Genomic DNA, 13,634 nt, shown 5'->3' with positions numbered 1-13,634 from the left:
ATCTGCGGTGCGTTTATCTACGACGCCTATTTTCGACATTCGCGCCGCTTTTGGCGACCCCTGTTGGTTCCCATAATCTTCATCATCACCATGAGAGGCATCACAAGCCTTGCGCGAACCCCACCTCGCGCTTACCTTTAGGGTAACTCGAAATGGAGGGCGTTAAAATGACGCCCAAGCGTCCCGATGGTGCGGGCGCGTTCCCAATACCGGTTGAGCACACCGTGCCAAAACCGCCCGACCCCGCACAGCTTTATGCTGCGCTGGATTTGGGCACGAACAGTTGCCGTATGCTGATTGCCCAACCCAAGGGCAGCCAGTTTCATGTGGTCGACAGCTTTTCCAAATCCGTCCAGCTCGGGCACGGGTTGGAACAGACTGGCAAATTGTCCCGCGCCTCAATGGCGCGCACGATCAATGCCATGCGCGTGTGCCGTCAGAAATTGCAGCGCCACAAAGTCACCAACATGCGCCTTGTCGCCACAGAGGCCTGCCGCCGTGCGCGAAATTCGGATCATTTTATCCGCCAAGTGAAACGTGAAACCGGCCTGACGCTGGAAATTATCCAACCCGAAGAAGAAGCGCGTTTGGCCGTGATTTCCTGCGCGCCGCTGGTCAGCACCAAGACCGAACAGCTTTTGGTGGTGGATATTGGGGGCGGATCAACCGAGCTTGTCTGGATTGACCTGACCAACGTCCCTGCCCGCGAACGCCCACGCGCGATCATGCGGCTGCATTCCGGATTTCGCCAAGACCCCGGCCCCTTTGCCGCCGCCAAAGTCGTTGATTGGATTTCCGTACCTTTGGGCGTGGCAACCCTGCGTGACCAGTTCGCGGATGTCGAAGACGATTCGGCGCGCTTTGCCCTGATGTCGTGGTTCTTTGAAGAAAACCTAGAAGCCTTCGCCCCCTCAGCCGCAGAACAGTCGCGCGAGAATTTCCAGATTGTAGGGACATCCGGCACCGTCACGACAGTTGCCGCCAGCCATCTGGGGTTGCGGCGCTATGATCGCACCAAAGTCGACGGGCTGCGCATGACGTCCGATCAGATTGATGCGGTGATCCATGGATATCTGAAACTGGGCGAGGCTGGCCGCAAAGCAGACCCGCGCATCGGCAAGGATCGACAAGCATTGATCATGTCGGGTGCTGCGATCCTGCAAACGCTGATGCGCCTGTGGCCGACGGATCGTTTATCGGTCGCGGATCGCGGTTTGCGCGAAGGATTGCTGTACCAGCAAATGTCAGCAGACGGCGTTCTGGAAGACGCGCCCTATTAAGGGGCTTTGGCAGCCAGTGCCTTGAGCCCTGTGTGCAGAACAAAACTGTCCCCGCCCACCCCCAGAAACGTGACGCCGCGATCAATCTGGCTTTGAAAATCGCTTTCATCAAAAACGATTGTGCCGATGGCCTTTCCGGCCACTTTGGCGCGGGCATAGACATGATCAATTGCGGCCAAAACCTCGGGCGCGTCGTATTGCCCGACAAATCCCATATCCGCGCTCAGATCGGCGGGACCGACAAAGACGCCATCAACACCCGGGGTGGCCGCGATGGCATCGACATTGGCCACGGCCTCAGCGCTTTCGATTTGAACGAACAGGAAAATCTGATCATTGGCGGAACTGACGTAATCGACGATTTCACCGTAGCCGGACGCACGTGCCAGAACCGCCCCCATGCCGCGTGATCCTGCACCGGGGTAGCGCACGGCAGCGGCAACCTGTGCGGCCTGTTCTGGGGTGTTGACCATTGGCACAACAATCGTCTGCACGCCCAGATCAAGAACCTGTTTCAGCATCCAGCCTTCCCCCATAGGGACGCGTACGGCGGCATGGGCGGGTGTTCCGGCCAGGGCCTGCAATTGTGCCGCAATCGAGGTGAGGGTATTTGGCCCGTGTTCAGCATCAATCAGACACCAATCAAAGCCCGCCTTTCCGGCAATTTCGGCAACCGCACCATTGGCCATCGTTAGCCAAACACCGGATTGCACATCCCCTTTTTCGAGGGCGGATTTGAGGGCATTGATAGGGGCTGGCATTTGTGTCTCCTGCGTTTGGGACAGCTTGGGGTCAGGATCACAGACGCGCAAGCACCGCACGCGCGGCGCGCAATCCGGGGGCGTCACCACCACGGCCAAGGCGCTGCATCGTAGCCTCAAGTGCGGTGTATTGCGCCGCTGGGTCCGCGAACACACCCTCAAGCGCATTGGCGATCGGTCCGGGCTGACACTCCTTGCCGATAAATTCAGGCACCACGCGGGTTTCGCTAACCAGATTGACCAAAGTCACCGTGTCGGTCAGCAGCATCCGGCTGATGATCACGCGGCTGATCCAGTTCATATCATAGGCGATCACCATTGGCGTGCGCGCAGCGGCCAGTTCAAGCGATACAGTGCCAGACGCCGCCAAAGCAACATCACCTGCGGCCATAGCCACAAGGCGTTCGCGTGCAGCGCCTTCGGGCGACAAGCCCGTACCATCCACGATGACGCCACCGCCATCCTTCAACACAGGCGCAAACACCTCTGCGACGCGGTCGCGCAGATGGGGCAACGTGGGAAGGATCACGTGTTTGTTCGGGATTTTGGCCGCTTGGATGGCTGACACAAATGTGTCGCCCAATCGTTCTATTTCCGAACGGCGCGATCCGGGAAGGATTACAATCTGGTCCGCGCCCGCAGCCAGACCGTATTTGTTGATCAGCGCTGCGACTTCATCTTCGGTAACGGCGGGTTCTCCGGCAACCGGATGGCCGACAAAATCACATTCCATCCCCGCGGCCTGCATGTAGGGCGGTTCAAACGGGAACAGCGCAAGCACGTGATCAATATGGCGCGCCATCTTTTGCGCGCGCCCTGCCCGCCACGCCCATACCGTTGGCGCGACATAGTGAACGGTGCGAATATCAGACGCCGCTTTGACCAGCCGCGCCACGCGCAGGCAGAAATCAGGGCTATCAATGGTGATCAAAACATCCGGCTTGGCGGCAATCACGGCCTCAGCGGTTTCACGGATACGACGTTTGAGATGGCGGTATTTCGGCAAAATCTCGGCAATCCCCATGAGGGACAGTTCTTCCATCGCAAACAAGCTCTGCACGCCTTGGCCTTGCATCAAAGGGCCGCCGATGCCTTCGAACGTCACATCAGGGACTTCGGTGCGCAAACCGGCCATCAATGCACCGCCCAGCTTATCACCCGACGGTTCACCCGCGATGACAAACACCTTCATGGCGTCACCCACAGAAACATGGACTGCGCGTTCAGAATGGTGACGACCTGTGGCAGGTCCAGAACCATAACGCGCCCTTCTGGTATAACGATGCCAGATAGTCCTGCCTCGGCGGCTTGCATTGCGGTGTCAGGGCCAATCATGGGCATGTCCGCCAGCAGGCTTTGATCCGGTTTGGGGGCCTTGTACAAAAACGCACCCGCCCCCGGTGCGCGGCCATCATCATCCGCGCCCGACAGCCAATCGGCGACGCCGCCAACCACATCTTCGACAAGGCCGAAAATATCTGCGCCACCGGATGAATGCGACGTATCGCGCAACGGATCGCTGAAGTCTTGTAGCATCGCTGCCGTGCCGCGTGCGTCTTCACGGGCAATCACGGCACAATCGCGCACCAACATGGCCTGCCCCATATCAGCCTGCCCCATACTGGTCAGCGCCATTTGCGCAACGGCCAAATCTTGCATCAGATCCGGTGGGGCCACATTGGTTTGCACCCCGGCCACGGGCATCAAATCCGGTGCAATCTGATGCGCACCGATCACAGTGAACCCGTGTTCTTCAAAGATCGCAATGATTTCGCGCAAGGTACCATCGTCCCCCTTGGCCATCGCTGCCATCAGCCGCGGGACAAGTGGCGCTGTGAGGGCATCAATCGCGCTGGGGTCCACGTCGGGGCGCTGCACAGCCCCGACCATACAGACCTCGGTGACGCCCAAAGACGTCAGGGCTTGCAAGAACGTCCCAAGGGTTTCGATGCGAAACGGGATGCGGGTGAACTCACCTTTCACATCACTTGGAAAGCCGCGCATTTCGCAGATCACGGGCACACGTCCTTGCGCCATCAGGCTGCCGGCAATGTGGGGGGGCAATCCGCCTGTCCCCGCAATCAGCGCGACAGTCATCGCGGCGTCAAAAAGTGGCGGTCCGTGTCGCTCAGGATGAAATTCACCATCTGGGATACGTATTCGCTGTCCGTTTCATCGCCCAACCGGCGGGCACGTTCCATGAACGATCCCTCCCCGTCTTTGAGGGTCTGAAACGCCACACGCAGGGCTGTGATATCGCTGCGCGACACCCCGCGCCGCTTCAACCCGACAAGGTTCAGCCCGTCCAGTTCACCGCGCGGCCCCATGACCAGCCCGTGCGGGATCACGTCGTTCGTGACCATCGACAATGCGCCGATGATGGCGCCGCGCCCGATGCGCACAAACTGATGGATGCCGCACAGCCCGCCGATGATAACATCATCTTCGATAATGCAGTGCCCCGCGACCGCCGATTGGTTCACGATTATTACGCGATCCCCGACGCGGGCATCATGGGCCACGTGACATCCCGCAAGGAAAAATCCGTCGTCACCAACAGATGTGATCCCGCCGCCGCCACTGGTGCCGGGGTTCATGGTGACGTGTTCGCGGATGCGGTTGCGTTCCCCGATCACAAGTTTGGCGGCCTCACCCTGAAATTTCACATCTTGTGGAATTTCGCCGATGCAGCAGAACGGAAAGATCGTGGTGTCAGCGCCAACAGACGTATCACCGGTGACAACCACATGGGATTTCAACGTCACGCGATCGCCCAGAACCACCTTAGGGCCGACCACACAGAACGGCCCAATAGACACATCCGCCCCGATCCGGGCGCCGTCTTCGATAATCGCAGAGGGGTGAATGGTCATTTAGCTTTGCATATCCATCATCGCGGTAAATTCAGCCTCAGCGGCGAGTTCACCGTCCACGGTGGCCACACCTTTGAATTTCCACACCTTACCGCCAGGCTTGCCGCGCGTCGTTTCAACTTTCATTTCAAGAACGTCACCGGGAACAACTTTGCGGCGGAATTTGCAGCCATCAATGCCCATGAAATAGATCAGCATATTTTTGTCCATCAGCCCCATCGTGGCACCAACCATGACGGCAGATGTTTGCGCCATGGCTTCGATAATGGTCACACCGGGCATGATTGGCGTGCCTGGGAAATGGCCCTGAAAATGGGGTTCGTTCATCGTGACATTCTTGATGCCCGTCGCACTTGATGTGCCGTCGATGTCTTTGACTTTATCGACCAAAAGAAACGGATAGCGATGCGGGATGATCCGCTGGATAAGCTGGATATCAGCCGATGTGATCGGTGCTGTGTCAGTGTCGGACATGGTATTCTCCCCCACGGGGTCTGTGCCCCTTTGGTCTTGGCCGTGTTTTTATGTTATCTGCCTAACAAGCCCGAACGCCTGCTTCAAGGCGCGACTAGTTTTCAGGGGTCGCGGACGGCGCGGATTCCATGCCATCGCCAAGGGCATCATCGATGCGTTCAAGGGCAATCTCGGTCACATCAATGCTTCCCAAGGACAACAAAACAGACCGGCGATCCAGAATTGCAGACGCACCACGATCAACCATCAACTGGCCTAAAATCGGCCGCGCAGCCTCAAGAAACTGGTCACGGCCCACGGTCAACGTTTCTTCGAGCTCGCGTTCTTTTGCGTCTTGGGCGCGCCGGATGCCCTGTGCCTTGTCGTCAAAGGCCTCTGCTTCTTGGCGAAACACATCAGGGTCCATGTCAGGGCGCTGTGCGGCCAGGGCAAGTTCTTCATTGCGAAGGGCATTGGCTATGCGGCGATTTTCAAGCGCAAGCGCTTCTCGGCCCTCGTTGTATTCCAGCCCAATACGTTCCCCGAACCGGCTTTGAGAAAACAAACGATCCACGTCGACAGTGACAATCGCAGACGTCACCTGCCCATCCGTAACGGTGAATTCGTTTTGGGCTGCCAGCGGTTGCGCCCGTGCCAACGTGGCAAAGGCGCAAAACAGTATGCAGGCCAATATGCGCGGCATCAGAATTCCGTAGAAATCGTCACATCAAAGCGCTTGGTAATATCGTTGGGTTGCACGTCCAATGGTTCGGTAAAGTTGAACCGCAATGGGCCAATCGGCGTGTCCCAAAAGATCGATACACCTGCAATCGTGCGCGGCGTGAAATCATCGTATTCCACATCACCACCCGTCGCGCGGCCAATGTCCCAGACAGACCCGTAATCCAGGAAAACACCCCCCGACAGGCCGTATTCTTCTGGCAGACCAAGCGGGAATTCCGCCTCAAGGCGCGCAACCGCATAGGCGTTACCACCCAAGGCGTCGCCAGTGTTGATGTCACGCGGGCCAATGCCCGAAGGTTCAAAACCGCGCATCGTGCTGCTGCCAAGGAAGTAACGGTCTGTGATGCGGCTTTCGCCGCTGGTGTAATCGATCAGGCCGCCTTCGAGGGTGGCGCGCAACGTCACTTCTTCGTTCAGGACGAGCGTCTGACCCGTGATCTCTGCGGTGGTTTCAATATAGGTGCTGTCGCCGACCCCGAACTCCTGCCCGAACCGGAAAAGAACACCCGCGTTGGGGTTAAGACCGGTGCGGCGGGTGTCATAGCTGTAGCTATACCCCAAGGCGTTCGTTCCGACCGAACCAATATCAGCCGCAATGAACGGGGAAATGCCCGTCGCAGGATCGGTAATGTCTGTATAGTCGTATGCATAGAACAACGTCACACGACCGTTTTCGCTGACCGGGAACCCGATGCGCGGACGGAACGTGCCCTCGGTCGTGTCAAAATTGGCGTCTTGGTTGTCAGTCGTTGTGTAGCTCATGTCGATGCCAAACGACAAATCGCGGCCCAAAAGGCGCGGTTCGGTGAAACCAAAGCTCAGCTGTTGATTGTCTTCACCACCCTGAAGAACAAAGCTAAGCGACTGACCACGGCCCAAGAAATTGCGCTGACTGAAACGCGCCAAAAGGCTGAAACCCGCATCAGACGAGAAGTTACCACCAAAAGACAGCGATCCTGTCGGGCCTTCTTCGACGTCCACATCAATCACGACTTGATCAGGGCTGGATCCTTCACGCGCATCAACATCGGCGTTGGTAAAGTATCCAAGCGCGCGAATACGTTCCGCGCTTTCACGGATTTGGCGTGGGTTGAACGGGTCACCTTCGACCACGTCAAAACGGGACCGAACCACGCGGTCCAGCGTGGTGTTGTTGCCCTCAATGTCGATGCGTTCGACAAAGATGCGCGGGCCGTTCACCAACACAAATTCAACGTCCAGCGTCAGCGTGCGATCATTGCGTGTCACACGCGGGTCAACACGTACAAAGTTCAGGTTGTTGCGCAGCGCCAGACGTTCAAGGCGTGCAATATCGCGTTCAATCAATTCCGGCGAATAGGTAACGCCCGTGCGAAGACGCAGCGCATTTTCATAATCAAGCGGATCAGCGCCCGTTACTTCGGATGATACGGTGACATTGCCAAATTCAAACTTCTGCCCTTCCTGGACATTGAAGGTGATCAAATACGCATCGCGTTCGCGGGTCAGTGACACATCGACGTTCTGGACCTGAAAATCGACATAGCCGCGCGACTGGTAGAAATCGGTCAGAACCTGACGATCAAACGCCACACGGTCCGCGATAAAGGTGTCAGTTCCAATCAGGGCGCGCAGGATACCCGCCTGTTTGGTTTCCAGAACACGGCGCAAACGACGTTCGCTAAAGGCGCGGTTGCCGACAAAACCGATACGCTCGACTTCGGTCAGACCGCCTTCGAAGACTTCAAACACCAGATCGACGCGGTTGTCGGACCTCTCGATGATACGCGGGGCGACGGTTGCGTTGATGCGGCCCTGATCCGCATAAACGCGGGTGATCGCGGCGGTGTCTGCTTCGGCCTGGCTCGGGCTGTAGACACGGCGCGGCTGGCTGTTCACAACGGCAGACAATTCGGCGTCACGGACGCGCGCGTTGCCTTCAAATGTAATGCGGTTCACGGTCGGGAATTCGGTGACGCGGATGACCAATGTGTTGCCTTGGGGCACAACATCGACGGTTTCAAACAAGCCAGTGGCGCGGATCCGCTGGGCGGCATCATTCACCGCACCCGCAGTGACCGTTTCACCACGGCTAAACCCCAAATAGGTCAGGATCGTCGCTGTTTCGATTCGCTGGTTGCCCTCAACGGACACGTTGGAGAAATTGAAATTCTGCGCCGCTGCGGGGCTGGCAAAGGCCATCATCCCCAACACGAGCATCAGTGCAACAATAGCACCCCCTCGAAAGCGTCCCAAAATACGGTTTGCGGCCTGCAACGTGTTTATCATTTTTTTTGCTCGTTTCGACATCCCAAGTCCCCTCGGTCTACCCCCCCCGCAAGGGGTTGTCAAAAGCAACAAACGCGCCGCTTGGGACCAACCAAAGGACGCGTTCGAAAATGTTTGGAATTGTCGCCAGTCGGCCTTGGCTTACTGGGCCCCTGCCCACGCACCGAGCCCAAGCGCGCCAACAATCGTACCAAGATAGATGATGCGATCCCAATTCAGGTTCACCAAAAGGCTAACGCCCTGATATCCAGCTGTAATGGTTTGCATCGGTCTCTCCTCGGTTTCGTAACTCGGCGAAGATATCGCGCCCAAATGTGGCAACATCTGGGCAACGATGAGGTAACATTACGAGGATTCCCGTGTGGATTATGGGCAGAACAGCAGATCATTACCGATGGCAAACACCATCAAGGATGCAATCATAGCGATGCCAACGGCCATAAACACCCGCAACGCCTTATCGCTTGGCATTTTGCCTGTCACCGCCTCATAGGCATGAAAAACAAGGTGCCCGCCGTCCAGAACCGGAATTGGAAATAGGTTCAACAGGCCAACAGCTGTGGACAGAACGGCGATAAAGCTGATGAAGCTTAGCGCGCCTTGGCTGGCCATGGACCCCGACGTTTCGGCAATGCCAACCGGACCGCTTAGATTGCAGGTGTTGATGTTGCCGATGATCATCTGCTTCATCCCGTTGAGGGATTGTTTGATAATGAACCAGACCTGCTGGATCGCCAAAGACATGGATTCGCCGACGCCCACAGCACTGGTCGCAGGTTCAAAGAACAACCCCCCGTTGCCGATGCCCAGTTTGGGTTCATCAATCATCGATCCGTCCGCCTGCGGAATGGCCGTGAGGCGCGGCGTCAGCGTGGTTTCGAACACATCACCGTTCCGCCAAACCTCAAGCGCAATCGGGGCCGCCCCCGTTGCGTTCACGAAGTTGACCATATCGCGGAATTGATAAACCGGTGTGCCGTTCATACTGACAACAACATCACCAATTTTAAGGCCCGCATCATCCGCCGCAGATCGCGGTGTGATCGATTGCACCAAAGACGGTTGCGGTTGTGGGCCAAGAACCGTCAGACGCTCTCCGTCGCGTTCAACAAGGTATTCAACGGACGGTTGGGACGGAATTTCAGACACTGCATCGCTGAATCCTTCGGGGTAATTCAACGCCGTGCCTTCAACTCGCAACACGCGGTCGCCGGGTTCAAGCTGTTGTTCAATCGTTTCCGGAAACCCCGGCAATGTCGAAACAGTCAACGGTGTCAGCGGTTGGCCTTGAAACAGCAAGACACCAACAAACACCAGAAACGAAAGGATAAAGTTGAAAATCGGCCCCGCCGCGACCGTCGCAGATCGCGCCCAAAGTGGTGCACCCAGCATCGTGTTGCGTTCGGTCAGCGACTGCGCGTGTGCCTGTGCCGCATCGCTCAGCGCGGGCGTGCCTTCCAGGTAGGCATCGACATCAACGTCGCCCCCAACCGAGGCCGCGTTCGCATCGCCCAGAAATTTCACATAACCGCCAAACGGCAACGCCGCGACCTGCCAAACCGTGCCGCGTTTATCAACACGGCTATAAATGACCTTACCAAAGCCGATCGAAAACACCTCTGCGTGGATGCCCGACCAGCGGCCGATAATATAGTGGCCATATTCGTGGATCGCGACGATCACCGACAAAGCGATCACAAAAAACACAAGCGTGAAGGCAACGTTCCCGAACGACGGGATCAAAGAAGTCATAAAGTCCAAGGTCTAGCCCTTTGTTTTGGCGATGTTTTCAGTCGTCAGCGCGCGCGCCTCTGCGTCCGCATGCTTAACGCTATCTAGGGTGATCGTGTCATTTTGCAGCCCCTGTCGGGACAACATCGCGTCAACAACGCTGTCCACGGCGCGGGCCATATCGGTAAAACAGCACTCATTGGCGATAAAATGATCAAGCGCTTGTTCTTTGGCGGCGTTAAAGACAGCCCCCGCCAGCCCCCCGGCGTCCATCACCTTTTGCGCGATGGCCAAGGCCGGATAGCGGGCAGGTTCAGGGGCGCGGAAATTGAATTGACCAATCTGCGCAAGATCCAGCCGCGCGACAGGCAGGTCTTTGCGTTCCGGCCAGTTGAGAGCGAACCCGATGGCGTGGCGCATATCGGGCGGGCCAACATGTGCCATCAACGCGCCGTCGTTAAAGCCGACAAACGCGTGGATCAGGCTTTCGGGATGAATGATGGTTTCAATCTGGTCTGCAGTAACGCCAAAAAATTCTTTCGTTTCAATCAATTCCATCGCTTTGTTAAACATGGATGCGGAATCGATTGTGATACGTTGGCCCATATCCCAATTTGGATGGCTTGATGCTTCGGCGACTGTGACGGTGTCCAGCGCGCCCAGTGGATGATCACGAAACGCGCCGCCACTTGCGGTGATAATAATGCGTTCCACGGCGGCCATATCTTCGCCGATCAAGGCCTGAAACACCGCAGAATGTTCGCTGTCCACGGGCAAAACTGTCGCGCCGTACCGTTTTGCTTCGCCCAGCAACAAAGGCCCCGCCGTCACTAACGATTCCTTGTTGGCCAGCGCCAGCGTCGTGCCTTGCTTCAGCGCCTCAAGCCCCGGCGCAAGGCCCGCCGCCCCGACGATTGCGGACATGATCCAATCAGCGGGGCGCGCTGCGGCCTCAATCAACGCAGCCTCACCCGCCGCGACGTCGATCCCTGTTCCGGCCAAACCATCGCGCAATTCTTTCAGGCGTGAAGGATCAGACGTGACGGCCACATCGGCGCGTAACGCTTTGGCATCTTTGATAAGTTGATCAATGTTGGATGCACCCGTCAGCGCGACAACGTCATAATCATCTGGCGCGCGCCGGATCAGATCAATGGTGTTCTGACCAATCGATCCCGTCGCCCCGAACACGCTGACACGCTTCAAAAGGCCACCCCGGGCACGTTAAAGACAGTCGCGACCAACAGCATGAACAATGCCGCCCCGAGCAACGCATCAAAGCGGTCAAACAAACCGCCATGTCCGGGTATCAGGGTTGAACTGTCTTTCACCCCTTGGCGGCGCTTCAACGCGCTTTCGGCGATGTCACCCATTTGGCCCGCAAAGCTGATGACGACGGACAAAAGGATGATCGTCCATCCCGCGTTGGTGAATTGCGTGAAGATCAAACCGACGATCGCAGCGCCAATCCAGCCGCCGATTGTCCCGCTCCAGGTTTTCTTGGGGCTGATGGCGGGCCAGAACTTTGGCCCACCTAGGGATTTACCAGCGAAATAACCCGCGATGTCTGTCACCACGACGATCGAAACAAGCCACAGCAACCACGTGAACCCGAAATCGATGCGAAAATGAACGAGGCCATACCCAGCGATCTGCAAGGCCAGCGCAAAGACGAAAAATGTCAGTCGCTCACGTTCCAGAATGATTGCACCAATAATCGGCACGACCAGAAATAAGCCAAGGAATTCATAGTTTAACGCACCACCAAAGACTTGCGCGGACAGGATTGATGCCACAGCCGCTGCCAACAGCATACCAGACGTCGGGGACGCCCCGCGGATCATGATCCAGCATTCCCAGACCATGACGGCAGTGACAAAAACGGCGAGCATCTGAAACCAGACACCACCAATAATGATTGCCCCGATCCCGATCGCGGCCATCCAGGCCCCCGACATCAGACGGACCTTTAGATCATCCCAATTGCCCGGCACGCTAGGCTTTCACCGCGCCAAACCGGCGGTCTCGTGTTTTGAAGCCAGCAAGGACGTCCGCAAAGACGTCCGGTGTGAAATCCGGCCACAGCGTGTCGATAAATTCGTATTCCGCATAGGCGGACTGCCACAGCAAAAAGTTCGAAATCCGCGCTTCGCCGCTGGTGCGGATCACCAGATCAGGGTCAGGCAGGAAACAAGTATCAAGGTATTTGGGCAGCGTTTCATCGTTGATGTTCTTGGGGTCAAGCCGCCCCTGCGCCACGTCATAGGCCAGTCGTTTGGTGGCGCGGGCCACTTCATCGCGGCCGCCATAATTGATCGCGATCGTCAGGTGGCATTTGTCGTTTTGCGATGTCAGCAGCTCAAGCTCGTCCATCAGGTTGACCAGTTTATCATCCAGCCGCACACGGTCCCCGATAAAGCGCACGCGCACACCGTTAGACAAAAGATCGCGGGCCTCGCGCTGGATGTAGCGACGAAACAGTTTCATCAGACCGGCGACTTCTGTTTGGGTGCGTTTCCAATTCTCGGTCGAAAAGGCGAACATTGTCAGATACTTGACGCCCTGATCCGGGCAGGCCTCAACGATGTCACGCACGCGGCGCGCGCCTGCGTGGTGGCCGAACAAACGCGGACGCCCGCGCATCTGCGCCCATCGCCCGTTGCCATCCATAATGATAGCAACGTGTTTCGGACCGGTCTTGATGTCTTTGGCCATACCTGAGGCCCCCGCTGTATTGATTACCTGTGCATGTCCCCGTTCGGGTCAGACCTGCATAATCTCGGCTTGTTTCGTCTCAAGCTGTTCATCGATGCGCTTGATGTATTCGTTTGTCATGTCCTGAACTTCCGATTCCCAAAGCTTCTGGTCGTCTTCGGACATACCTTCATTCTTGGCTTTCTTGATCTGGTCCATGCCGTCGCGACGCACATTGCGGATACTAACGCGTGCGTTTTCGCCGTATCCGCCCGCGACCTTGGTCAATTGGGTGCGGCGTTCTTCGTTCAACTCGGGGATGGGCAACATGATAATCGTGCCATTCAGTTGCGGGTTAATGCCCAGCCCGCTTTCGCGGATGGCTTTTTCGACCTTCCCGACAAGGCCCTTATCCCACACATTGATCGTGACCATACGCGGTTCTGGCACGTTCACGGTGCCGACCTGATTGATCGGTGTCATCGACCCGTAGGCATCTACCATCACAGGTTCCAGCATGGTCGCGGATGCGCGCCCCGTGCGCAGGGATGCAAATTCAACGCGCAAATTGGCGATGGCCCCGTCCATACGGCGCTGCAAATCATCGGTATCTAGGATAAAATCATCTGACATAGTGCTGCTCTTCTCAACTTGTTTTGACTGATATACCGTTAACATGCGGGGTTTGTATAGAACGCCTGCGCATAACTTGTGCAGATCGGCGGATGTTACGCCGGATCGTGACAAAACGGCGGACGTGGCACACCGTACACGCAGACATCAGAACCGGGCGATATAAGTATGGTTGATCGGTGTTGCGCGCGCGGGCG

The 13,634-nt window shown here is 57.1% G+C and carries 14 protein-coding genes; 1 reads left to right on the top strand and 13 read right to left on the bottom strand.

The window, feature by feature from the left end:
• Window positions 1-167: 167 nt before the first annotated feature.
• Window positions 168-1,280 (top strand): Ppx/GppA phosphatase family protein, encoded by a 1,113-nt coding sequence (locus tag L0664_RS05880; RefSeq protein WP_235224686.1) that lies wholly within the window; start codon window positions 168-170, stop codon window positions 1,278-1,280.
• On the opposite strand, the gene L0664_RS05875 is transcribed toward L0664_RS05880, so the two are convergent.
• The 13 genes from L0664_RS05875 to frr form a co-directional block, all read right to left on the bottom strand.
• Window positions 1,277-2,041: an HpcH/HpaI aldolase family protein gene (locus L0664_RS05875; RefSeq protein ID WP_235224685.1), complete on the bottom strand. Its 765-nt coding sequence runs from the start codon at window positions 2,039-2,041 to the stop codon at window positions 1,277-1,279. The genes L0664_RS05880 and L0664_RS05875 overlap by 4 nt on opposite strands.
• Window positions 2,042-2,078: 37 nt before the next feature.
• Window positions 2,079-3,233 (bottom strand): lipid-A-disaccharide synthase, encoded by a 1,155-nt coding sequence (gene lpxB / locus L0664_RS05870; protein WP_235224684.1) that lies wholly within the window; start codon window positions 3,231-3,233, stop codon window positions 2,079-2,081.
• Entirely contained in the window at window positions 3,230-4,138 is a 909-nt protein-coding gene (locus L0664_RS05865) for an LpxI family protein (protein WP_235224683.1), read from the bottom strand. The genes lpxB and L0664_RS05865 overlap by 4 nt, the downstream gene beginning before the upstream one ends.
• On the bottom strand, window positions 4,135-4,914 hold the full coding sequence (gene lpxA / locus L0664_RS05860) for an acyl-ACP--UDP-N-acetylglucosamine O-acyltransferase (protein ID WP_235224682.1): 780 nt from the start codon (window positions 4,912-4,914) through the stop codon (window positions 4,135-4,137). The genes L0664_RS05865 and lpxA overlap by 4 nt, the downstream gene beginning before the upstream one ends.
• Window positions 4,915-5,388 carry a 3-hydroxyacyl-ACP dehydratase FabZ gene (fabZ, locus tag L0664_RS05855; protein ID WP_235224681.1) on the bottom strand — a complete coding sequence of 158 codons (474 nt, stop codon included), beginning with the start codon at window positions 5,386-5,388 and terminating at the stop codon, window positions 4,915-4,917.
• Between the two features lie 94 nt (window positions 5,389-5,482).
• A complete protein-coding gene (locus L0664_RS05850; RefSeq protein WP_235224680.1) occupies window positions 5,483-6,070 on the bottom strand; it encodes an OmpH/Skp family outer membrane protein in 588 nt (195 codons plus the stop codon).
• On the bottom strand, window positions 6,070-8,379 hold the full coding sequence (gene bamA / locus L0664_RS05845) for an outer membrane protein assembly factor BamA (RefSeq protein WP_235224679.1): 2,310 nt from the start codon (window positions 8,377-8,379) through the stop codon (window positions 6,070-6,072). Before bamA ends, L0664_RS05850 begins: the two co-directional genes overlap by 1 nt.
• A 141-nt stretch (window positions 8,380-8,520) precedes the next feature.
• Window positions 8,521-8,646 carry a hypothetical protein gene (locus tag L0664_RS18540; protein WP_268821551.1) on the bottom strand — a complete coding sequence of 42 codons (126 nt, stop codon included), beginning with the start codon at window positions 8,644-8,646 and terminating at the stop codon, window positions 8,521-8,523.
• A gap of 99 nt (window positions 8,647-8,745) precedes the next feature.
• The gene (rseP, locus tag L0664_RS05840; protein ID WP_418888020.1) at window positions 8,746-10,131 is read right to left on the bottom strand and encodes an RIP metalloprotease RseP; all 1,386 of its coding nucleotides are present in this window, start codon (window positions 10,129-10,131) and stop codon (window positions 8,746-8,748) included.
• A gap of 12 nt (window positions 10,132-10,143) precedes the next feature.
• Entirely contained in the window at window positions 10,144-11,316 is a 1,173-nt protein-coding gene (gene dxr / locus L0664_RS05835; RefSeq protein ID WP_235224677.1) for a 1-deoxy-D-xylulose-5-phosphate reductoisomerase, read from the bottom strand.
• Window positions 11,313-12,068, bottom strand: a complete 756-nt coding sequence (locus L0664_RS05830) for a phosphatidate cytidylyltransferase (protein ID WP_235224676.1) — start codon at window positions 12,066-12,068, stop codon at window positions 11,313-11,315. The genes dxr and L0664_RS05830 overlap by 4 nt, the downstream gene beginning before the upstream one ends.
• Before the next feature lie 37 nt (window positions 12,069-12,105).
• Entirely contained in the window at window positions 12,106-12,825 is a 720-nt protein-coding gene (gene uppS, locus L0664_RS05825) for a polyprenyl diphosphate synthase (RefSeq protein WP_235224675.1), read from the bottom strand.
• A gap of 48 nt (window positions 12,826-12,873) precedes the next feature.
• The gene (frr, locus tag L0664_RS05820) at window positions 12,874-13,437 is read right to left on the bottom strand and encodes a ribosome recycling factor (RefSeq protein ID WP_235224674.1); all 564 of its coding nucleotides are present in this window, start codon (window positions 13,435-13,437) and stop codon (window positions 12,874-12,876) included.
• Between the last annotated feature and the right edge of the window lie 197 nt (window positions 13,438-13,634).

Source organism: Octadecabacter dasysiphoniae, from assembly GCF_021532615.1.
Classification (GTDB): Bacteria; Pseudomonadota; Alphaproteobacteria; order Rhodobacterales; family Rhodobacteraceae; genus Octadecabacter; species Octadecabacter dasysiphoniae.
This window is presented reverse-complemented; position numbering and strand designations above follow the sequence as displayed.

What these genes read in the sequence shown, in the direction of transcription:
- L0664_RS05865 (WP_235224683.1), bottom strand. Translation starts at nt 4,138, where the DNA reads ATGACTGTCGCGCTGATTGCGGGGACAGGCGGATTGCCCCCCCACATT.
- fabZ (WP_235224681.1), bottom strand. Translation starts at nt 5,388, where the DNA reads ATGTCCGACACTGACACAGCACCGATCACATCGGCTGATATCCAGCTT.
- L0664_RS05850 (WP_235224680.1), bottom strand. Translation starts at nt 6,070, where the DNA reads ATGCCGCGCATATTGGCCTGCATACTGTTTTGCGCCTTTGCCACGTTG.
- uppS (WP_235224675.1), bottom strand. Translation starts at nt 12,825, where the DNA reads ATGGCCAAAGACATCAAGACCGGTCCGAAACACGTTGCTATCATTATG.
- lpxB (WP_235224684.1), bottom strand. Translation starts at nt 3,233, where the DNA reads ATGAAGGTGTTTGTCATCGCGGGTGAACCGTCGGGTGATAAGCTGGGC.
- lpxA (WP_235224682.1), bottom strand. Translation starts at nt 4,914, where the DNA reads ATGACCATTCACCCCTCTGCGATTATCGAAGACGGCGCCCGGATCGGG.
- bamA (WP_235224679.1), bottom strand. Translation starts at nt 8,379, where the DNA reads ATGATAAACACGTTGCAGGCCGCAAACCGTATTTTGGGACGCTTTCGA.
- L0664_RS05830 (WP_235224676.1), bottom strand. Translation starts at nt 12,068, where the DNA reads ATGTCGGGGGCCTGGATGGCCGCGATCGGGATCGGGGCAATCATTATT.
- L0664_RS18540 (WP_268821551.1), bottom strand. Translation starts at nt 8,646, where the DNA reads ATGCAAACCATTACAGCTGGATATCAGGGCGTTAGCCTTTTGGTGAAC.
- L0664_RS05880 (WP_235224686.1), top strand. Translation starts at nt 168, where the DNA reads ATGACGCCCAAGCGTCCCGATGGTGCGGGCGCGTTCCCAATACCGGTT.
- frr (WP_235224674.1), bottom strand. Translation starts at nt 13,437, where the DNA reads ATGTCAGATGATTTTATCCTAGATACCGATGATTTGCAGCGCCGTATG.
- rseP (WP_418888020.1), bottom strand. Translation starts at nt 10,131, where the DNA reads ATGACTTCTTTGATCCCGTCGTTCGGGAACGTTGCCTTCACGCTTGTG.
- L0664_RS05875 (WP_235224685.1), bottom strand. Translation starts at nt 2,041, where the DNA reads ATGCCAGCCCCTATCAATGCCCTCAAATCCGCCCTCGAAAAAGGGGAT.